Origin of the sequence: Polaromonas sp. YR568 (assembly GCF_943369675.1) — a bacterium.
Classification (GTDB): domain Bacteria; phylum Pseudomonadota; class Gammaproteobacteria; order Burkholderiales; family Burkholderiaceae_C; genus Polaromonas.
Genome location: NZ_CALROB020000006.1, coordinates 103,710 through 122,001, shown reverse-complemented (window position 1 = coordinate 122,001; position 18,292 = coordinate 103,710). Strand labels below are relative to the sequence as shown.

Sequence of the window (18,292 nt, the reverse complement as noted above, 5' to 3'; positions counted from 1 at the left end):
TTTACATTCGTGCGGGTAAATCGCCGTCGTTCTGCCCCGAAGGCTCGGGATCGTTGCTGTCATCCGCGGGCCGTGGCTCAGAGCTTTCGGCGCCGGCTTCCAGCGCTTCAGGCATTTCCGCAGGATCGGACGTGCCGGGCATCTCAACCGGTTCGTTCATTTCGCCGGTCTCAGCCGGGCTTTCCGCCGGTGCCGCAGCTTCCGTCAGAAGTTCCAGGCCGCTCAGCCCGGCTGTGCCGTCGGCGAGCCCCGCCATGCCGAATTCGATCTGTTCCAGCATCGCGACCGGGGTCGAGGTGTTGCTGTCCATCACGGGAAGCTGGTCCAGCGACTCGACGCCCAGGTCGTCCAGGAACTGCCGCGTGGTCGCGAACAAAGCGGGCCGGCCCACGGTTTCCCGGTGGCCTATGACTTCCACCCAGCCGCGGTCTTCCAGCTGCTTGAGGATCATGCTGTTGATCGTGACGCCGCGGATGTCTTCCATGTCGCCGCGCGTCACGGGCTGGCGGTAAGCGATGATGGCCAGTGTTTCCAGCGTGGCGCGGCTGTAGCGCGGCGGCTTTTCGGGGTGCAGCCTGTCCAGGTATTCGCGCATCTGGGGCCGGCTTTGAAAGCGCCAGCCCGTTGCAACGTGCACGAGTTCCACGCCGCGGCCCGACCAGTCGTTCTGCAATTCTTCAAGCACCAGCCTGAGGCTGTCGGCAGTCAGCACCCCGTTGAACAGGACACCCATTTCGCGCAATGGCAGCGGTTGCTGCGCGCAGATAAGTGCTGTTTCGAGGACGCGCTTGGCATCCGTCGTATTCATGATTGTGGTCGTTCCGAAAAAGGGCGGAAAAAAAGGCCGGGAAAACGTGGGTTCGGCGCTTGTTCGCGCATGCATCCATGCGCAATCTCCTGTCGGGAGCCATGGTGCAGGTAGCTGGAAGCTACTGGATTTGATTGTATATCAGGCCCAAACCCGCCATGGCGGCCTGCAGGTCGGCGGGAGGGTCGGACCTGAACTCCATGGCCTTGCCGGTCACCGGGTGTTGAAAGGCCAGGCGGCACGCGTGAAGACCCTGGCGGGCAAGGCCTGCCGCGGGCGCCCCGCCATAAACTTCGTCGGACACCAGCGGATGGCCGAGAAACGCCATGTGAACCCGTATCTGATGGGTGCGACCGGTGTGCAGCTTGCACTTCACGAGACAGTGTTTGGCGCTGCTTTGCAGCAGCGACACCACGGTGGAGGCCGTCTTGCCGGCGTTCTTCTCCAGGTCGACCACCGCCATGCGCAGCCGGTTGCGCGGGTCGCGGCCTATGGGGGCATCGACCTGGCGCGTCTTGCCGCCCTGCCAGGCGCCGTGAGCCAGGGCCACATACTCCCGACTCACCTCGCGGGCGGCGATCAGGCCGACCAGTTGATCCATGACCGTGCGCTGGCGGGCGACCACCATCAGCCCGCTGGTGTCCTTGTCGAGGCGGTGGACAATGCCTGCGCGCGGCAAAAACACGGCTTGCGGGTCGTGCGCCAGCAAGCCATTGAGCAGGGTGCCGCTCCAGTTGCCGGGGGCCGGGTGCACCACCAGCCCCGCCGGTTTATTGATCACCATGAGGTGGGCGTCTTCAAACACGATGTCCAGCGCCATGGCCTCGGGCTTGAAGGCCTGGCTTTGCGGCGTGGGCCGCAATTCAATGTGGAGTTCGTCACCCGCCTTGACCTTCGCGGAGGTTTTGGTCACCACGGCACCGCCCAGCGTCACCACGCCGGCCTCAATCAATTGCTGGAGATAAGTGCGCGAGAACTCGGGCACAATGGCGGCCAAAGCGCGGTCAAGGCGGCTGCCGTGACTGCTCGCGGGCACCGTCACGTGGCGCAATTCCATCTCGGCGGTGGTGTCCCCCTCCTCCTGGGCTTCGTCCGGGACGCTTTCGGGCGCAGTAGCGGCCGATATAATCAATTTGCTTTGTTCTGAATCAGTCATCAAGAAGGTCGATTGCAATGTTTTCCACCAAATTATCGGTTGTTCCCAATGCAATGCCGCTTTTTGCAGCCGTTTGCGCCCTGTCTTTCGTGATCGCCGGTTGCTCCAGCACACCGGCCCCCGACAAAACGGCTACATGGAGCCCCAACAAGATCTACGCCGAAGCCAAGGATGAAGCGAGCGGCGGTGCCTACGACAAGGCCATTCCCCTGTATGAAAAGCTCGAGGGGCGCGCAGCGGGCACCCCGCTGGCCCAGCAGGCCCAGATTGAAAAAGCCTATACCCAGTACAAGAGCGGCGAGCAGGCCCAGGCCATCGCGACACTGGACCGCTTCATGAAACTGCACCCGGCCAGCCCGGCCATCGACTATGCGCTCTACCTCAAGGGCCTGGTCAACTTCAACGACAACCTGGGCATCTTCAGCTTTATTTCGCGCCAGGACCTGGCCGAACGCGACCAGAAAGCCGCCAAGGAATCGTTTGAGTCCTTCCGCGAACTGGTGACCCGCTTCCCCGAATCGAAGTACACGCCGGATGCGCGCCTGCGCATGGGCTACATCGTGAACTCGCTGGCGCAGTCCGAAGTGCACGTGGCGCGCTACTACTACTCACGCGGGGCCTATGTCGCCGCCATCAACCGCGCGCAAAGCGCGATCGCCGACTACCGCGACGTGCCGGCGCTGGAAGAGGCGGTCTACATCCTCTACAAATCCTACGACGCCCTGGGCATGGCGGAGTTGCGCGACGATACACGCCGCATCATGGAAAAGAACTACCCGCAAAGCCACTTCCTGAGCAACGGCTTCAAGTCTGCAGACAGTCCCTGGTACAAGTTCTGGTAAGGGCGTCCAGCCTGTCCGTCAGTTCCTGCTCTGACGCCAGGCGCCGCATGGGCGGCAGCGCCCTCAGCAGCCGCTTGCCGTAGCCCATGGCCGCCAGGCGGCTGTCGCACACCACCAGCACACCCTCGTCGGTTTCACGGCGGATCAAGCGCCCCGCCCCCTGCTTGAGCGCCACGGCGGCCTCGGGCAGAAAATAATCGTTGAACGCGCTGCGCCCCTGTGACTCCAGCAGCTTGGAACGCGCTTCGGCCAGCGGATCGTTAGGCGGCGGAAAAGGCAGCTTGTCGATGATGACCAGTTGAAGCGCGTCGCCGGGCACGTCAATGCCTTCCCAGAACGAGGCCGACGCCACCAGCACACAACCCTTGCCGCCATTGGAATTGCCTTCGCGGAAGCGCTCGATCAGCACGCGCTTGGGCATGGCGCCCTGCACCAGCACTTCCATGTCGGATGAATCCTGGAAGGCCTCCCTGAGCGTGTCGCCTATCGTGCGCAAGGCCCGCAACGTGGTCGTCAGCACCATGGTGCGGCCGCCCAGGTGGCGGGACCACCTGGCGGCGGATTCGGCCACCTTCACGGTATGGGCAGGATCTCCCGGTTTCGGGAAAGCAGGCGGCACGTACAGCGCCGCCTGGCGTTCATAGTCGAACGGGCTTCCCACCCGCAAGATCTCCGCATCCTCCAGTCCGCAAGGCTGTGTAAACCAGCTGAGCTTGTCGTCATCGCCCAGTGTGGCCGAGGTGAATATCCAGGTTTTTTCAGCACCGCCGCTCGCGCCCAGCACTTTGCTTTTTACGGCCTTCGAAATATCGAGGGGCGACTCGACCAGCCGCAACTGGGTTCCCACGTCGGCCCAACGCACGCAGCCGGGTTCGCAGGCATGGACGAAACGCCGGGCGCGTTCGGCCAGCTCCGAGGCTCGCTCGTGCAGGCGAACAAAGTCCGGCGCGATTTCGCTAACGGTGTCGAGAGCGGCGCAGGCCTGCTCGCAGGACGCGTGAACCGCTTGCAGCGCGCCGTTCCACTCGGCCGCATCCAGTCCCTCGGGGGATTCGCCCACCCATCGCAGCTTGGTTCCGGGGTATTGCTTGCCGGCGCACAGGCGCAATTCTCGCCCGGCATGCTCCACCGCGGACACCACCTCTTGCCAGTCCACCAGTCCGCGGGCCAATTGCAGGCCCGCTGCCAGCATGTCCCTCGCAAAGTCCAGCAACTGGCCGGTGGTCAGGTTGGTTCCCAGGAACTGCACGCCGGTCTCGTTGAGCTGGTGCGCTTCGTCGAAGATGGCGATACGCACCGAAGGCAGCAGTTCGGCCACGCCGGACTCGCGTACCGCCAGGTCGGCAAAAAACAGGTGGTGGTTGATCACCACCACGTCCGCCGCCATCGCTTCCCTGCGCGCAAGGTTCACATGGCAGGCGCGAAAGCGCGGGCAGGCGGCGCCCAGGCAGTTCTCACGCGTGGAGGTCACCAGTGGGATCATGGAGGAGCGCTCATCCAGCCCCGGCAGTTCAGCCAGATCGCCGGAGCGCGTCACCTTGGACCACTCTTCAATCCTGGCCAGCGCGCGCACGGAAACGCCGTCGGGCAAATAGGCCTCCTGGCGCGCCATCTCCATGCGGTGCAGGCACAGGTAACTGGCACGTCCTTTGAGCAGCGCCGTGCTGACCGGAAGGCCGAGCGCCTCGACCAGGCGCGGCAGGTCGCGGCCGAACAGCTGGTCCTGCAAGGCCTTGGTCGCGGTGGACAGCAATACGCGCTCGCCGCTCAACAAGGCGGGAACAAGGTAAGAAAAAGTTTTACCGACGCCGGTGCTGGCCTCGACCACCAGGGGATAAGCGCCCTCGACGGCGCGGGCCACGGCCAAGGCCATCTCGGTCTGGCCGCTGCGCGGCATGAAATGCTCGGCCGCCCGCGACAGCACGCCGCCAGGGGCGAAGGCCTCTTCCACTTCAAGCGCAAGCGTCATCAAGCGGGCTCGGGGGGATCGAGTGATAGCTCGAGTTGCGCGATCTGGTCGCGCAGTTGCAGGCGGCGCTTCTTCAAGCGTCTGAGCAGCAGTTCGTCGATAGGCAAGGAGTGCGCCGCAATGTCAACCAAGGCATTAAGGTCCGCGTGCTCCATTTTCAGTTCGATCAGCTGCCGTTCCGGGGAATGTAAATTTAAGTCCAAGGTTTTTTGTCCGTACGCGCTGCTTCGCTTGATAATACGTCGATTGCGACCATAAATCGAGCCTCGTGCCCGAACGACCACACAATGTCCAAAGGTTATCGAATCACAGCGTCCACCGGTATCCACAAAGGCGATCGGGACTATCAACAGGACCAGGTCAACCTGTTCAGCCACTCACGGATTCCCGGCTGCATGCTGGGCATCGTGGCCGATGGTATGGGCGGACGCAGCGGCGGGCGCAAGGCCTCAGACCAGGTCATGCTGACCGCCAAGCAGCTTTTCGACCGCTATGCGCCCGAGACCGATGACGCGCCGGCCATGCTCAAGCAGATCGTCGAAGAAGCGCACATCGTGATCAAGCTCACGGCAATCTCGGCCGAGCAGGAACCCCACAGCACACTGGCGGCATTTATCATCAATCCGGGCGGCGACTGCCACTGGGTGCATACCGGCGACTCGCGCATCTACCACTACCAGGGCAGCAAGCTGGTTCACAGGACGGTGGATCACTCTTACGTGCAAACGCTGGTCGACAAGGGCGAGATCACCGAGGACGAAGCCAACGTCCATCCCCAGTCCAACATCCTGATGGGTTGCCTGGGCACTGAGGAAGCGCCGCCCATCACGCATCATTTCATTCCGCAGTTGCGCCCCGAAGACGTGCTGCTTGCCTGCAGCGACGGGGTGTGGCACTACTTCAGCGCGAGTGAAATGGGCTCCGCGCTGGCCATGTTGTCGCCGCGCGAAGCCACCGAGTTCCTGATCCAGAAAGCCCGCTCGCGCGCGAGGGGCGGCGGCGACAACCTTTCGCTGGTGATCGTCAAGCTTGAGCCCCTGGCTCCCGAGCCCCCGGCTCGCTTATTGGGGTAAAGGCAGGGACTTGGCCGATGGCTTGGTCTGCTTCAGGCGATCGGCTTCGTGCTGGGCCTTGCGTTCCTGGGCCTCTTTCTGGCGCTCGCTGAGTTTTTTCGCCTCTTCCGCCGCGGTGGCCTGCTTATCGGTCCTGACCTGGGATTTTTCCTGGCTTCCCCTGAGCTTGGCCGCGCTGGCTTCGCTGTTGCTCTGCGCGCTGGATTGGGTGGCGGCGCGGTCCTCTGTCTTTTGCTTCTCCCGCTCGAGGCGCGACTGGTAGTCACTCACGGCTTTGGCCCGGCGCTCAGCGGCTTCCTGCTGGTTTTCGGGTGATGCTTTTTCTTCCGTCTTGCGGATTTGATCCGCGCCCCGGATGCGGCGCTCTTCATCGTTGAGCAGGATTTCCTGCCTGCGCAGGTCCGCCATGGCCTCGCGCCGCCGCACGTTGACCTTGTCGAGGCAGCTGTTGACGGCGAATCTTTTGTAGCACTCGGCATCTTCGGCAAGGAAGCCGGTCTCCAGCGTGGCGCGTTCCATGCCGATTCTTGCGCGCTCGGCATCTATCGTCGGGGGCACCGGCGCAGCCAACGACTCTGCAGGCTGCGCGTTCGCAAGCACGCCCAGGGCGGCGAAAAAGCATGCGACGGCGAAGTTTTTCATGTGAGTGTCGTGTCCACGTTGCGGCGCTCAAGCGCCAGGAATTCTTTTGACTGCATCTCATTGAGCCGGGAAACGGTGCGGGGGAATTCGTGCACCAGCGGCCCCTCGGTATACAACGCCTCAGGAGGCACCTCTGCCGACATGATCAGCTTGACCCGGCGGTCATACAGCACATCCACCAGCCAGGTAAAGCGCCGGGCTTCCGAGGCCATGCGCACCGGCATATAGGGCACGTCGCTCAGCAACACGGTGTGGAACTGGGTCGCGATTTCCAGGTAATCGTTCTGCGAACGGGGTCCGCCGCACAGCGTCTTGAAATCAAACCACACCACGCCCCCCGCCTTGCGCCTGGCCTGGATCTGCCGGGACTCGATCTGCAGCACCGGATTCTCATCCTGAGACTCCGCCAGGGCGTTAAAAGTTTCCGTCATCTCGGCGTCCGCCTGGGGCCCTAGCGGCGTGTGATAAAGCCTCGCCTGTTCCAGGGTGCGCCTGCGGTAGTCGGTGCCGTTGTCGACGCTGATCACCTCGAGGTTGGCCTTGAGCAATTCAATGGCCGGCAACACGCGGTCGCGGTGCATGCCGTTGGGATACAAATCGTCGGGATGGAAATTGGAGGTTGTGACGAAACCGACGCCGTTCTCGAACAGGGCCGCCAGCAGGCGGTGAAGAATCATGGCGTCCGTGATGTCGGCCACATGAAACTCATCGAAACAGATCAGGCGATAGCGCTTGGCCATGCGCCTGCCGAGTTCATCGAGCGGGTTCGCCGTGCCTTGCAGGTCCTGCAATTCCCGGTGCACCTCGCGCATGAACTCGTGGAAATGCAGGCGAACCTTGCGCTTCAGCGGAACGGCCCCGAAGAAGCAATCCATCAAAAAGCTCTTGCCGCGACCCACGCCCCCGTGCATATACACGCCGCGGGGAATGTCGGGCCGGTTGATCAGCTTCTTGAAGGCGTTGGAGCGCTGCTCCTTGAAATCGGCCCACTCGGAGGCGCAGCGTTCCAGCGCCTCGACGGCGCGCAACTGCGCGGGGTCGCTTTGATAACCCCGCGCCGCCAGTTCAGCGTCGTACGCCACGCGTACCGGTTGAGTCACCGATTCAGTACCCGCTCAACACAGCTCAGAAATTCAGCGTGCGCTTGTCCACCGCCAGCGCGGCTTCCTTGGTCGCCTCGCTGAGGGACGGGTGCGCGTGGCAGATGCGGGCGATGTCCTCGCTGCTGGCGCGGAACTCCATGGCGACCACGCATTCGGCGATCAGTTCGCTGGCGAAAGGCCCGACGATGTGCACGCCCAGGATTTCATCCGTGGCCGCGTCGGCCAGCATCTTGACCATGCCCGTGGTGTCGCCCAGCGCTCGCGCACGGCCGTTGGCCATGAAGGGGAAGGTGCCGGCCTTGTAGGCGCGGCCCGCAGCCTTGAGCTGCTCTTCCGTCTGGCCGACCCATGCAATTTCGGGGTTGGTGTAAATCACCCAGGGAATGGTGTTGAAGTTGACGTGGCCGTGCTGGCCGGCAATGCGCTCGGCAACCGCAACGCCCTCTTCCTCGGCCTTGTGCGCCAGCATGGGGCCGCGCACCACGTCGCCAATTGCCCAGACGTTGGGCAGGTTGGTCTTGCATTCCTCATCGACCACCACCGCGCCGCGCTCGTCGAGCTTCAGGCCCACGGCCTCGGGCGCCAGGCCTATCGTGTTGGCAACGCGGCCGATGGAAACGATCAGCTTGTCGACTTCCAGTGCCTGCGCCTGTCCCTTGGCATCAACGTAGGCGACCGACACACCCTTCTTGCCGGACTTGATCTCGCCGACCTTGACGCCGAGTTCGATCTTGAGGCCCTGCTTGGTGAAAGCCTTATGGGCTTCCTTGGCGATCTGCTGGTCGATGGCGCCCAGGAAGGTCGGCAGGCCTTCGAGCACCGTCACGTCGGCGCCCAGGCGGCGCCAGACCGAACCCATTTCCAGGCCGATCACACCGGAGCCGATCAGGCCTAGCCTCTTGGGCACGTCGCCGATGCGCAGCGCGCCGTCGTTGGACAGGATGTTTTCCTCGTCAAACGGCGTGCCGGGCAGCGCACGGGCATTGGAACCCGTGGCCACGATGATGTGTTTGCCGGAGATGGTCTCTTCGGCGGCGCCGGCGACCTTGAGGTCATAGAGGCCGTCTTTCGCGGCGGCAAAGGAGGCGCGGCCGTGGAAGAAGGTGACCTTGTTCTTCTTGAACAGGTAGACGATGCCGTCATTGTTCTGCTTGACCACGGTGTCCTTGCGGCCCAGCATTTTGCCCATGTCCAGGCTGAGCCCCTTGACCTCGATGCCGTGGTCGGCAAAGTGGTGGCCGGCCTGCTCGTAATGCTCGGACGACTGCAGCAGCGCCTTGGAGGGAATGCAGCCGACGTTGGTGCAGGTGCCGCCCAGGGCCGGACCGCCCTTGGCGTTCTTCCACTCGTCGATACAGGCGACGTTAAAACCCAGCTGGGCGGCGCGGATGGCGGCAATGTAGCCACCGGGGCCGCCGCCTATGACGATGACGTCGAATTGTTTAGACATGTTCCTATTCCTTCTTGAGTTCAAACGCCCCCGCGTGGAGGACGATTCCAAATACACCGGTGCTCGCCAGCAGGCTTTCCTGCCGGGGGCCATCGCGGCCAATTTTCACGGTCGTGCCGGGCGCAGTCTTGCAGACAAACATGCGGCTGGCATCCAGGCATTCAATCCGGCCATCGGCGTGCAGCGCGGCCCAACCCAAATCCTCGTATTCCGCCGCGAGAAAGCGGCGCAGGGATACGGTCTCCGCAGGGGTCTGCACATCGGCAAGGGTCCAGCGGGCCAGGTCCGACTGGTATTTTTCAACCAGCTTCCCGGGGTCGGCATCCGGCGCTTTTGCCAGCACCAGCCGGGATCCCAGCTGCGAAACGCTTAGCCATTGCAGCCCGTAATAACCGCTCCAGTTGTCGCCAACCGGCGCCGCAGCCGCAGCCAAGCCCACGCTCAAGGCGCAGGCCAGGCAGGCGACGAGGCGGCGCATCGACGGTCTTAGATGTCGAACAGCAGACGGGCCGGGTCTTCCAGCGCTTCCTTCATCGCCACCAGGCCCAGCACGGCTTCGCGGCCGTCCACGATGCGGTGGTCGTAGCTCATGGCGAGGTAGTTCATCGGGCGCACCACGATCTGGCCGTTTTCGACGACGGCACGGTCCTTGGTCGCGTGCACGCCCAGGATGGCCGACTGCGGCGGGTTGATGATGGGGGTGGACAGCATGGAGCCGAACACGCCGCCATTGGAGATCGAGAAGGTGCCGCCGGTCATTTCTTCAATGCCCAGCTTGCCGTCGCGCGCCTTGGCGCCGTACTCGGCAATCTTCTTTTCGATCTCGGCAAAGCTCATCTGGTCGGCATTGCGCAGGATGGGCACCACCAGGCCGCGCGGCGAACCGACGGCGATGCCGATGTCGAAGTAGCCGTGGTAGACGATGTCATTGCCGTCGACCGAAGCATTGAGCACAGGGTACTTCTTCAGCGCATGCACGGCGGCCTTGACGAAGAAGCTCATGAAGCCGATCTTCACGCCGTGTTCTTTCTCGAACTTTTCCTGGAAGCGCTTGCGCATTTCCATGACGGGCGCCATGTTGACTTCATTGAAGGTAGTCAGGATGGCGTTGGTGGCCTGCGACTGCAACAGGCGCTCGGCGATGCGCGCGCGCAGGCGGCTCATAGGCACACGCTGCTCCGGGCGCTCGCCCAGGTCGGCGGGCTTGGCGGAAGCGGCGACCTGCGGCAGGGCCGCGACGGGCGCGCCCGTGGGGATGGCCGCTGCGGGGGCGGGCTTGGCGCCGCCGGCAGTGGCACCCAGCACGTCACCCTTGGTGACGCGGCCGTCCTTGCCGGTGCCGGGAACGGAACCGGTGGCGAGGTTGTTGTCGGCCATCAGCTTGGCAGCGGAAGGCATGGGCACGCCGGCCATGGAGCCACCTGCCGCGGGAGCAGGTGCGGCGGCGGGAGCCGGCGCCGATGCGGCTGCAGCAGCCGGTGCGGCGGCAGCGGCCGGTGCGGCGGCAGCGGCCGCCGCAGGCGCCGCGGCGCCCGCCTTGGCTTCGGTGTCGATACGGGCGATCACCTGGTCGGACACCACGGTGCCGCCGTCGGCGACAACCAGTTCGGTCAGTACGCCGGCCGACGGCGCGGGCACTTCGAGCACGACCTTGTCGGTTTCGATCTCGATCAGGATTTCATCGATGGCGATGGCATCACCGACTTTTTTCTTCCACTGCAGCATGGTGGCCTCGGCCACGGACTCGGACAGCTGGGGGACTTTGACTTCTACGATAGCCATGTTGTTTCTTCTTTCGTGTACGTTCTTGTGTTCTGTATGGTGAAGAGGCCGGCCTTACTTGGTCAGCACAAAGCCCTTGAGCTTGCCGAAGGCGCCATCCACCAGCGCCTTTTGCTGCTCCTGGTGCAGGTGCGAGTAGCCCACCGCCGGTGATGCCGAAGCAGCACGGCCGGAGTAGCCCAGCTTCTGGCCGTCGAGCATGTTTTCGTGGATGTAATGCTGCACGAAGAACCAGGCGCCCTGGTTTTGCGGCTCGTCCTGGCACCACACGATGTCGGTGACGTTCGGATAGCGTTTCAGTTCGGTGGCAAAGGCCTTGTGCGGGAAGGGATAGAGCTGTTCGACGCGCAGGATGACGGTGTCGTCGGCGCCCTTTTCTTCGCGCTTCTTGGCCAGGTCGTAGTAGACCTTGCCCGAGCAGGCGATGATGCGCTTGACCTTGTCGGCCTTCTTGTTGATCTCTTCCTTGTTCTCCGGAATGATGGTCTGGAAACCACCTTTGGTGAACTCGGACAGCGGCGAGGTGGCGTCCTTGTTGCGCAGCAGCGACTTGGGCGTCATGATGACCAGCGGCTTGCGCAGGTTGCGCACCATCTGGCGGCGCAGCACGTGGAAGATCTGGCTGGCCGTGGTGGGCTGCACCACTTGCATGTTGGTGTCGGCCGACAGCTGCATGAAGCGCTCCAGGCGCGCCGAGCTGTGCTCGGGGCCCTGGCCTTCGTAGCCGTGCGGCAGCATCAGCGTGATGCCGTTGACGCGGCCCCACTTCACTTCACCCGAGGCGATGAACTGGTCGATCACGACCTGCGCGCCGTTGGCGAAGTCGCCGAACTGGGCCTCCCAGATCACCAGCGTGTTGGGATCGTTGGAGGCGTAGCCGTATTCGAACGCCAGCACCGCCTCTTCGGACAGGATGGAGTCGATGACGACGAACGGGGCCTGGTTGTCGGCCACGTTCTGCAGGGGCACATAGGTGCCGGTATCGAACTTTTCACGGTTCTGGTCGTGGATGACGGAGTGGCGGTGTGTGAAGGTGCCGCGGCCGCAATCTTCGCCCGACAGGCGCACCGGGTAGCCGCTGGCCACCAGCGAGGCGAAAGCCATGTGCTCGCCCATGCCCCAGTCCACGGGGATGTCGCCGCGGCCCATGGCGGCGCGGTCGTCATAGACCTTCTTGACCAGCTGGTGCGGCGCCACGGTGGCGGGGATGGTGGTGATCTTGTCGGCCAGGCGTTTCCACTCGGCCATGGGGATGGCGGTATCGCCGGCATCGGTCCATTTTTTGCCGAGGTAAGGGTTCCAGTCGACCGCGTACTTGCTCTTGAAGTTGGTCAGGACCGGGTCGAAAGTGCTCTTGCCGGCGTCCAGTGCCGCGCGCATGGCCTTGACCATGTCTTCGCCCAGCGTGTCGCCCATGCCCTGCGCCGTCAGCTTGTCGGCGTAAAGGCGGCGCGTACCGGGGTGCTGCGCGATCTTCTTGTACATCAGCGGCTGGGTCAGCGCGGGGGTGTCCTGCTCGTTGTGGCCCAGTTTGCGGAAGCAGATGATGTCGACCACGACGTCCTTCTGGAATTCCATGCGGAACTCAAGCGCCAGCTGGGTGGCCAGCACGACGGCTTCGGGATCGTCGCCGTTCACGTGCAGCACGGGTGCTTCAATCATCTTGACGACGTCGGAGCAATACAGCGTCGAGCGGCTGTCGCGCGGGTCACTGGTGGTGAAACCGATCTGGTTGTTGATCACGATGTGCACCGTGCCGCCCGTGAAGTAACCACGGGTTTCGGCCAGCGCCAGCGTTTCCATGACCACGCCCTGCCCTGCGAAGGCGGCGTCGCCGTGCACCAGCACCGGCAGCACCTGCAGGCCCTTGGGGTCGGCGCGGCGGTCCATGCGGGCGCGCACAGAGCCTTCAACCACGGGGTTCACGATTTCCAGGTGCGAGGGGTTGAAGGCCAGCGTCAGGTGGACCGGGCCGCCAGGGGTGGTCACATCGGAGCTGAAGCCCTGGTGGTATTTGACGTCGCCGCTGGGCAGGTCTTCGGGGGCGGTGTGGTCGAACTCGGCGAACAGGTCGGCCGGGACTTTACCCAGCGAATTGACCAGCACGTTCAGGCGGCCGCGGTGGGCCATGCCGATCACGATTTCCTGCACGCCCTTGATGCCGCCCTGCTGGATCAGCTCGTCCATGCTGGCGATGAAGCTTTCGCCGCCTTCGAGCGAGAAGCGCTTCTGGCCGACGTATTTGGTGTGCAGGAAGCGCTCCAGGCCTTCGGCGGCCGTCAGGCGGTCCAGGATGTGGAGCTTCTTTTCCTTGTTGAAATTGGGCTTGCTGCGAATCGATTCGAGCTTTTGCTGCCACCAGCGCTTGTGGTTCTGGTCGGTCGCGTACATGTACTCGGCGCCAATGGTGCCGCAGTAGGTTTCGCGCAGCGCGTTCATGAGCTCGCGCAAGCTCATGGTGTCTTTGCCGAAGAAGGTGTTGCTGGTGTTGAACACCGTTTCCTGGTCGGCGTCGCTGAAGCCGTAGAACGAGGGCTCCAGTTCGGGAATCTTGTCGCGTTCGGCGCGTTTGAGCGGGTCCAGGTCGGCCCAGCGGGCGCCAACGTTGCGGTAGGCGGCGATCAGCTGCTGGACGGCGGTGCGCTTGCGGCCCATTTCGGAATCGGCGCCGCTGGCGACGACGACCCTGGTCTGGCCCTGTTTGGCGCGCTCGGCGAAGGCATTGACGACCGGCAGGTGCGGAACGTCCTTGGCATTGCTGCCGTCAACGGCGGGAACGTGCTGGAGTGCGTCGAAATACTCGCGCCAGTTGTCGGGCACGCTGCCGGGGTTGGCGAGGTAGTTTTCGTACATCTCTTCGACATAGGGCGCGTTGCCGCCGAAGAGGTAGGTGTTGCCTTGATAGGCAGAATAGACGGACGATGCCGCCGGGTTGGAACTCATTACGCTGACCTCCGTTTCCCTTTGGGAAACATTAGCTGGCCACAACAGGATATGGCTGGTTGATTAACCTTCCGCAACACGGCTGGACCGATTAGCGGATGCGACTGTGGCAGGAAGGGCCTTCAGGTACAACCCTGGATTGTGCCACCGAACTGTGACAGCGGAAAGACCATGGTTATGCCCATTTCGAATGGACCACGGCCTTACATAACCTCACATGTCGGCTTTGACAGTTAACGGACAGTTGGGGGCAAAACTTCAGCCGGCAAGGCCCGGATTGCCCGCCACGCCCACTAATTTCGGCGTGTTGGGCTTGACGGGCTTGATGACTTTTTGCGTCTTGAGGTAGCTTTCCACCACCTCCCAGACCGGCGGGCCGGCGTTTTTGCTGGCCTCGGCCACCGGCGCCCAGCCGGCCACTTTGTAGGTCTTGCCGGCCTCAATCAGCTTGCCGCCCAGGCGCATGTCCTGGATGCGTTCGCCCATTTTGGCGCCGGGCTCGCAGGTGTAGGTCAGGCCGCCCACGCGCACCATGTCGCCGCCCTGCTGGTAATACGGGTCGGGGTTGAAGAGGTTGTCGCCCACGTCTTCGAGGATGGTCTTGATCATGTCGCCGCGCATGTCGGTCAGCGTGGTCCAGGGATAGCTGATGGCCGTCTGGTCCATCACGTGTTCGCGCGTGATGGCCTGGCCGGGCAGCAGCGAAGTGCCCCAGCGGAAACCGGGCGAGAACGCGATGTCGGCGCCTCGCACCTTCATCAGCGCGTCGAGGATCAGCTGGTCGAAGCTGCCGTTGAAATTGCCGCGGCGGTACAGCGTGCCTTCGGTCACCGCGAGCTTTTCCGCCAATTTGCCGGCATAAGGCGCCCTCACCTTCGTGATCAGCTCGTTCATGGCCGCGTCGGCCGGCAACAGATTGGCGAACACCGGCAGCAGCCGGTAATTGAAGCCGGCCACCTTGCCGTCCTTGACGTCGAGGTCCAGCACGCCCAAAAACTTGCCGTTGCTGCCGGCATTGGTCACGATGGTCTGGCCGCCGGGGTTTTTGACGATGACAGGCACCGGCACGCCGTCGTGGGTGTGGCCGCCCAAGATGGCGTCGATGCCGGTCACGCGCGAGGCCATCTTGAGGTCCACGTCCATGCCGTTGTGGCTCAGCAGCACCACGGCCTGGGCGCCCTTGGCGCGCGCCTCGTTCACGGTTTCCTGCATCTCGCTTTCACGGATGCCGAAAGTCCAGCTGGGCGTGAGCCAGGCCGGGTTGGCAATCGGCGTGTAGGGAAAGGCCTGGCCGACGATGGCGACGGGCACGCCGTTCATTTCCTTGATCACGTAGGGCTTGAACACCGGATCGCCGAAGTCGCTGGTCTTGACGTTCTGCGCGACGAAGTCGATCTTGCCGGCGAAATCTTCTTCAACAATCTTCTTGATGCGCTCCTCGCCGTAGGTGAAGTCCCAGTGGCCGGTCATTACGTCCACGCCCAGCAGCTTGGCCGCGTCAACCATGTCCTGGCCTTGCGTCCACAGCGCGGTGGCGCTGCCCTGCCAGGTGTCGCCGCCGTCCAGCAGCAAGGCGCCAGGGCGCCCGCCCTTGAGCTGCTTGACCAGCGTCGCAAGATGCGCGAAGCCGCCCACCTTGCCGTACTGGCGCGCGGCCCGTTCGAAGTTGAGGAAAGTCAGCGCATGGGCTTCGGGCGTGCCCGACTTCAGGCTGGCCGCCTTGAGCAGGTGCTCGCCGACCAGGTGCGGCGCCTGCCCGCGCATGGCGCCCACGCCGAGGTTGACGGAAGGCTCGCGAAAGTAGATGGGCAGCAGCTGGGCGTGGCAGTCGGTCATGTGCAGCAGGTGCACATTGCCGCTGCGCGGCAGTTCATACAGGCCGGCGGCCTGGGCGGCGCCGGCCTCGCGCTGCAGGGGGAAACCGGCGGCCAGGGCGGCCGCCATGACACTTGCAAACTCGCGGCGGGAGAGATTCATGGCGTTGGACATCCTGCCCGGCGCGCCAGGCATGCTTTCAGGTTGCGGTCGATCCGGGCGCCGGAGCGCGGCCGGTTACTTGTTGACGGGTGAGTTCGGGTCCAGCAGCAGCGCCATCACGTCGCGGATCTGCTGCTCGTTCAGGATGGACGCGTGGCCGAACCTCGGCATGTCGGAACAGGCGTTGTAGGCCTTGGCGTTCCACAACTTGCCCCAGGTGTAGTCGACGATGGGCTTGCTCTCCGGCGAAGCCGGGTTGCTCACGCCGCGCAGCTTGCCGTAGTTGTAAAGGCTGGGGCCTATGGAGCCGAAGGACAGCTCGGCCTTGCTGATCTGGTGGCAGTTGTAGCAGCTGCCGCCGTTGGCTTCGCCGGGCTTGTCGCTCCAGGTCAGGCCGCGGCCATTTTGCGCGATTTTTTCGCCTTCACTCCAGCTGCCGAGGTATTTGCCGTCCGAAGGCAGCTTCACGGTCTGCAGGTTGGCCTCTTCAATGGCTTTGGCGAGCTTTTCGTCCAGCGGCTTGCCGGCAGCGTCCGAGCAGGCCTGGTTGGAGGCGTCCAGCGTCAGCCGGTCCATCTTGGCGATGCCCTGCTCGCGGAACGAGCTTTTGAGCACCTGCTGGGTGGCTTCATCGACCTGCTGGACGGTCGGCGCGACGGCGCAACTGGTCAGGAAGAAGGCGGCGAAAGCCAGGCCTGCCGCGGACAGCGCTGCTTGTGTGTATGACTTGTTCATGTGGTTTTTCCCAATACCGAATTAGCGGATTAACGCTTCAAGGCGGGCGCGATCGAAGCGCCGCCCTTGCTGTTGACGCCCATGAACACGCCCAGGGCGATGGTGGCGTCGGAGGCGTAACCCGGGAAGGGGAAGCGCTGCTGGCGGTAGCAATCGTTCAGGCGGCGCTGCATGCTCCACAGGTCGCCGCTGGAGACACGGTAGGCCGGCCAGGCGCCGAAGCCGTTGCCGGCGCCGGGCTGCTTGGTCAGGTTGGGCAGGTCCTGCAGGCGCACGCGCTTGTTGTCCTCGCCGTGGCAGGACGCGCAGGAGAAGTCGTAAGGGCCGCCGCGAAGGTAGAACACCTTCTTGCCGACTTCATACATCAGCTTTTCCTTGGCGTGCGACTGGGGCACGTTGAAGGCCATGTCGCGCGATTCGGCCGAGATGTAGGCCACCAGCGATTCAATCGATTTTTGCTCACCCGTGCCGAACGGCGTCTTGGCGATTTCTGCGGCGTTAAAACCCTGCAGTTGCTCCATGCAGGTCAGCAGGCGCGACTCCATGTCCTGCACACGCTGGGTGTCGGCAAAGAAGCGCGGCAGCTCGACAAAAGCGCCTTTGAGCACGCCTGGGCCCTTGCCCAGGTCGCACTTTTCCAGCGAGGCGTTTTTGGGGCCGCGCGCCTGTTTCCAGAGGGCTTCGCCCTTGGCTTCGTACAGCTCGGCGGGGTTGCCGTCGGCCAACATGGCGCGGTATTCGGCAATGCCTTCGGCCGTGGTCTTTTGCGCGGCCGCCGGCAGCGGCAAGGCGGCTATCGCGGCCAGGGCCGCCAGCCCAAACAGGCTCAATTTCATCGTGGTCTCCTCAAATATTGTTGTGGACGGCCGGGGCCGCGGCGAAGAACCGGAGGGGGTCTCAGGAAATGACGGCTTCGTCAGTGCGCTTGTCGCCGCGGTTGTCCGTCCAGCTGACGGCGATCTTGTCGCCGGCCTTGCCGCCCTTGAAGCTGAACTGCACAAACGGGTTTTTGGACACGGCCGTGCCCCACTGGGCGCTCATGACGGTCTTGCCGTTCCAGGTCGCATTGATGTCCTGGATGAACCAGGCCGGCACGGTCTTGCCGGCGGCGTCCTTGCGCTGGCCGCTTTCCATTTCATGGCTCACGAGCACACGCACCGTGGTTTTATCGCCTTGGGCCTGGGCCCGGATCCGCATTGGGTCTGACATTTTTTTCTCCTGATTTCAAGGTTTGATGTGATGGACGGGACTGGCGCGGATTAACCGCCGCAGCCGCCCAAAGTGACTTTCACTTCCTTGACCGCGTAAAAATATTTGTCGCCGGCCTTGGCCAGCGCGTAGACGTTGGAGGACTGGCCCATCTTGATGTTGGTCGAGACGTTGGCGTCGGTGCCGGCCGGGATTTCGAACATGGCGGCCAGCGCGCTCGGGTTCTTTTCAACGACCAGCGCGATCTGCGTGGTGCCCGCGATGTTGCTCTGGGCGCCCACACGCACCACGTTGCCGTTTTCGGCGATCTCGGGGGCCTGCAGCAGCAGGTCCTTGCTTTCGACCGGCGCGCTGGTGGCGCCCATGGCCTTGGCCGCATCGGCCAGGGACTTGCTGTCAAAAGCGGCCTTGTTCCAGCCCGGGGCGTTTTGCGCGTAGGCCGGGCTCAGGCCCGAGGCGGCGGCCAGGGCCAGCGCCGTGGCGCCGGAACTGCTTGCCAAAAAATCACGACGTTCCATGGTGAACTCCTTTTTATATAACTTGAATGTCTGAAAACTTATCCCGATTGGACACAAAAACGCAAAACTGCGGGAGGGTATTTCT

At 63.5% G+C, this 18,292-nt stretch carries 17 protein-coding genes; 2 read left to right on the top strand and 15 right to left on the bottom strand.

Annotated features, from left to right (window positions below; translation table 11 throughout):
- Nucleotide 1: 1 nt before the first annotated feature.
- Nucleotides 2-808, bottom strand: a complete 807-nt coding sequence (gene scpB, locus ACLV8F_RS04880) for an SMC-Scp complex subunit ScpB (protein WP_411883121.1) — start codon at nucleotides 806-808, stop codon at nucleotides 2-4.
- A 121-nt stretch (nucleotides 809-929) separates the two neighbouring features.
- Entirely contained in the window at nucleotides 930-1,964 is a 1,035-nt protein-coding gene (locus ACLV8F_RS04875; RefSeq protein WP_411883120.1) for an RluA family pseudouridine synthase, read from the bottom strand.
- 17 nt (nucleotides 1,965-1,981) lie between these two features.
- On the opposite strand from ACLV8F_RS04875, the gene ACLV8F_RS04870 reads away from it, so the two are divergent.
- The gene (locus ACLV8F_RS04870; protein ID WP_411883119.1) at nucleotides 1,982-2,806 is read left to right on the top strand and encodes an outer membrane protein assembly factor BamD; all 825 of its coding nucleotides are present in this window, start codon (nucleotides 1,982-1,984) and stop codon (nucleotides 2,804-2,806) included.
- Here the strand turns inward: ACLV8F_RS04870 and ACLV8F_RS04865 are convergent.
- Together ACLV8F_RS04865 and ACLV8F_RS04860 are read right to left on the bottom strand one after the other, a co-directional pair.
- Entirely contained in the window at nucleotides 2,769-4,775 is a 2,007-nt protein-coding gene (locus ACLV8F_RS04865) for an ATP-dependent DNA helicase (protein ID WP_411883118.1), read from the bottom strand. The two genes, ACLV8F_RS04870 and ACLV8F_RS04865, sit on opposite strands and share 38 nt — an antisense overlap.
- Entirely contained in the window at nucleotides 4,775-4,978 is a 204-nt protein-coding gene (locus ACLV8F_RS04860) for a DUF465 domain-containing protein (protein ID WP_092125858.1), read from the bottom strand. The genes ACLV8F_RS04865 and ACLV8F_RS04860 overlap by 1 nt, the downstream gene beginning before the upstream one ends.
- A gap of 84 nt (nucleotides 4,979-5,062) precedes the next feature.
- On the opposite strand from ACLV8F_RS04860, the gene ACLV8F_RS04855 reads away from it, so the two are divergent.
- The gene (locus tag ACLV8F_RS04855; RefSeq protein WP_411883117.1) at nucleotides 5,063-5,848 is read left to right on the top strand and encodes a PP2C family protein-serine/threonine phosphatase; all 786 of its coding nucleotides are present in this window, start codon (nucleotides 5,063-5,065) and stop codon (nucleotides 5,846-5,848) included.
- Here the strand turns inward: ACLV8F_RS04855 and ACLV8F_RS04850 are convergent.
- The 11 genes from ACLV8F_RS04850 to soxY form a co-directional block, all read right to left on the bottom strand.
- Nucleotides 5,837-6,490: a hypothetical protein gene (locus ACLV8F_RS04850; RefSeq protein WP_411883116.1), complete on the bottom strand. Its 654-nt coding sequence runs from the start codon at nucleotides 6,488-6,490 to the stop codon at nucleotides 5,837-5,839. The genes ACLV8F_RS04855 and ACLV8F_RS04850 overlap by 12 nt on opposite strands.
- Nucleotides 6,487-7,590: a cell division protein ZapE gene (gene zapE, locus ACLV8F_RS04845; protein ID WP_411883115.1), complete on the bottom strand. Its 1,104-nt coding sequence runs from the start codon at nucleotides 7,588-7,590 to the stop codon at nucleotides 6,487-6,489. Before zapE ends, ACLV8F_RS04850 begins: the two co-directional genes overlap by 4 nt.
- Nucleotides 7,591-7,615: 25 nt before the next feature.
- A complete protein-coding gene (lpdA, locus tag ACLV8F_RS04840; RefSeq protein WP_411883114.1) occupies nucleotides 7,616-9,043 on the bottom strand; it encodes a dihydrolipoyl dehydrogenase in 1,428 nt (475 codons plus the stop codon).
- Between the two features lie 4 nt (nucleotides 9,044-9,047).
- Nucleotides 9,048-9,521 carry a hypothetical protein gene (locus ACLV8F_RS04835; protein ID WP_411883113.1) on the bottom strand — a complete coding sequence of 158 codons (474 nt, stop codon included), beginning with the start codon at nucleotides 9,519-9,521 and terminating at the stop codon, nucleotides 9,048-9,050.
- An 8-nt stretch (nucleotides 9,522-9,529) separates the two neighbouring features.
- Entirely contained in the window at nucleotides 9,530-10,825 is a 1,296-nt protein-coding gene (gene odhB, locus ACLV8F_RS04830) for a 2-oxoglutarate dehydrogenase complex dihydrolipoyllysine-residue succinyltransferase (RefSeq protein WP_411883112.1), read from the bottom strand.
- Nucleotides 10,826-10,879: 54 nt separating this feature from the next.
- Nucleotides 10,880-13,768 (bottom strand): 2-oxoglutarate dehydrogenase E1 component, encoded by a 2,889-nt coding sequence (locus tag ACLV8F_RS04825; protein ID WP_411883111.1) that lies wholly within the window; start codon nucleotides 13,766-13,768, stop codon nucleotides 10,880-10,882.
- A gap of 258 nt (nucleotides 13,769-14,026) precedes the next feature.
- On the bottom strand, nucleotides 14,027-15,745 hold the full coding sequence (gene soxB, locus ACLV8F_RS04820) for a thiosulfohydrolase SoxB (RefSeq protein WP_411883110.1): 1,719 nt from the start codon (nucleotides 15,743-15,745) through the stop codon (nucleotides 14,027-14,029).
- Between the two features lie 75 nt (nucleotides 15,746-15,820).
- Nucleotides 15,821-16,480: a sulfur oxidation c-type cytochrome SoxX gene (gene soxX, locus ACLV8F_RS04815; RefSeq protein ID WP_411883109.1), complete on the bottom strand. Its 660-nt coding sequence runs from the start codon at nucleotides 16,478-16,480 to the stop codon at nucleotides 15,821-15,823.
- A gap of 29 nt (nucleotides 16,481-16,509) precedes the next feature.
- Nucleotides 16,510-17,316, bottom strand: coding sequence for a sulfur oxidation c-type cytochrome SoxA (gene soxA, locus ACLV8F_RS04810; protein WP_411883108.1), 807 nt, complete (start codon nucleotides 17,314-17,316; stop codon nucleotides 16,510-16,512).
- A gap of 61 nt (nucleotides 17,317-17,377) precedes the next feature.
- Nucleotides 17,378-17,689, bottom strand: coding sequence for a thiosulfate oxidation carrier complex protein SoxZ (gene soxZ / locus ACLV8F_RS04805; RefSeq protein ID WP_411883107.1), 312 nt, complete (start codon nucleotides 17,687-17,689; stop codon nucleotides 17,378-17,380).
- A gap of 50 nt (nucleotides 17,690-17,739) precedes the next feature.
- Nucleotides 17,740-18,207, bottom strand: coding sequence for a thiosulfate oxidation carrier protein SoxY (soxY, locus tag ACLV8F_RS04800; RefSeq protein ID WP_411883106.1), 468 nt, complete (start codon nucleotides 18,205-18,207; stop codon nucleotides 17,740-17,742).
- Nucleotides 18,208-18,292: the final 85 nt, after the last annotated feature.

Bases quoted from the DNA above. Each gene is read 5' to 3' on its own strand.
- ACLV8F_RS04875 (WP_411883120.1), bottom strand. From the start codon at position 1,964: ATGACTGATTCAGAACAAAGCAAATTGATTATATCGGCCGCTACTGCG.
- ACLV8F_RS04870 (WP_411883119.1), top strand. From the start codon at position 1,982: ATGTTTTCCACCAAATTATCGGTTGTTCCCAATGCAATGCCGCTTTTT.
- soxZ (WP_411883107.1), bottom strand. From the start codon at position 17,689: ATGTCAGACCCAATGCGGATCCGGGCCCAGGCCCAAGGCGATAAAACC.
- soxB (WP_411883110.1), bottom strand. From the start codon at position 15,745: ATGAATCTCTCCCGCCGCGAGTTTGCAAGTGTCATGGCGGCCGCCCTG.
- ACLV8F_RS04825 (WP_411883111.1), bottom strand. From the start codon at position 13,768: ATGAGTTCCAACCCGGCGGCATCGTCCGTCTATTCTGCCTATCAAGGC.
- ACLV8F_RS04850 (WP_411883116.1), bottom strand. From the start codon at position 6,490: ATGAAAAACTTCGCCGTCGCATGCTTTTTCGCCGCCCTGGGCGTGCTT.
- soxY (WP_411883106.1), bottom strand. From the start codon at position 18,207: ATGGAACGTCGTGATTTTTTGGCAAGCAGTTCCGGCGCCACGGCGCTG.
- soxA (WP_411883108.1), bottom strand. From the start codon at position 17,316: ATGAAATTGAGCCTGTTTGGGCTGGCGGCCCTGGCCGCGATAGCCGCC.
- soxX (WP_411883109.1), bottom strand. From the start codon at position 16,480: ATGAACAAGTCATACACACAAGCAGCGCTGTCCGCGGCAGGCCTGGCT.
- ACLV8F_RS04855 (WP_411883117.1), top strand. From the start codon at position 5,063: ATGTCCAAAGGTTATCGAATCACAGCGTCCACCGGTATCCACAAAGGC.
- ACLV8F_RS04835 (WP_411883113.1), bottom strand. From the start codon at position 9,521: ATGCGCCGCCTCGTCGCCTGCCTGGCCTGCGCCTTGAGCGTGGGCTTG.
- scpB (WP_411883121.1), bottom strand. From the start codon at position 808: ATGAATACGACGGATGCCAAGCGCGTCCTCGAAACAGCACTTATCTGC.
- ACLV8F_RS04865 (WP_411883118.1), bottom strand. From the start codon at position 4,775: ATGACGCTTGCGCTTGAAGTGGAAGAGGCCTTCGCCCCTGGCGGCGTG.
- odhB (WP_411883112.1), bottom strand. From the start codon at position 10,825: ATGGCTATCGTAGAAGTCAAAGTCCCCCAGCTGTCCGAGTCCGTGGCC.
- lpdA (WP_411883114.1), bottom strand. From the start codon at position 9,043: ATGTCTAAACAATTCGACGTCATCGTCATAGGCGGCGGCCCCGGTGGC.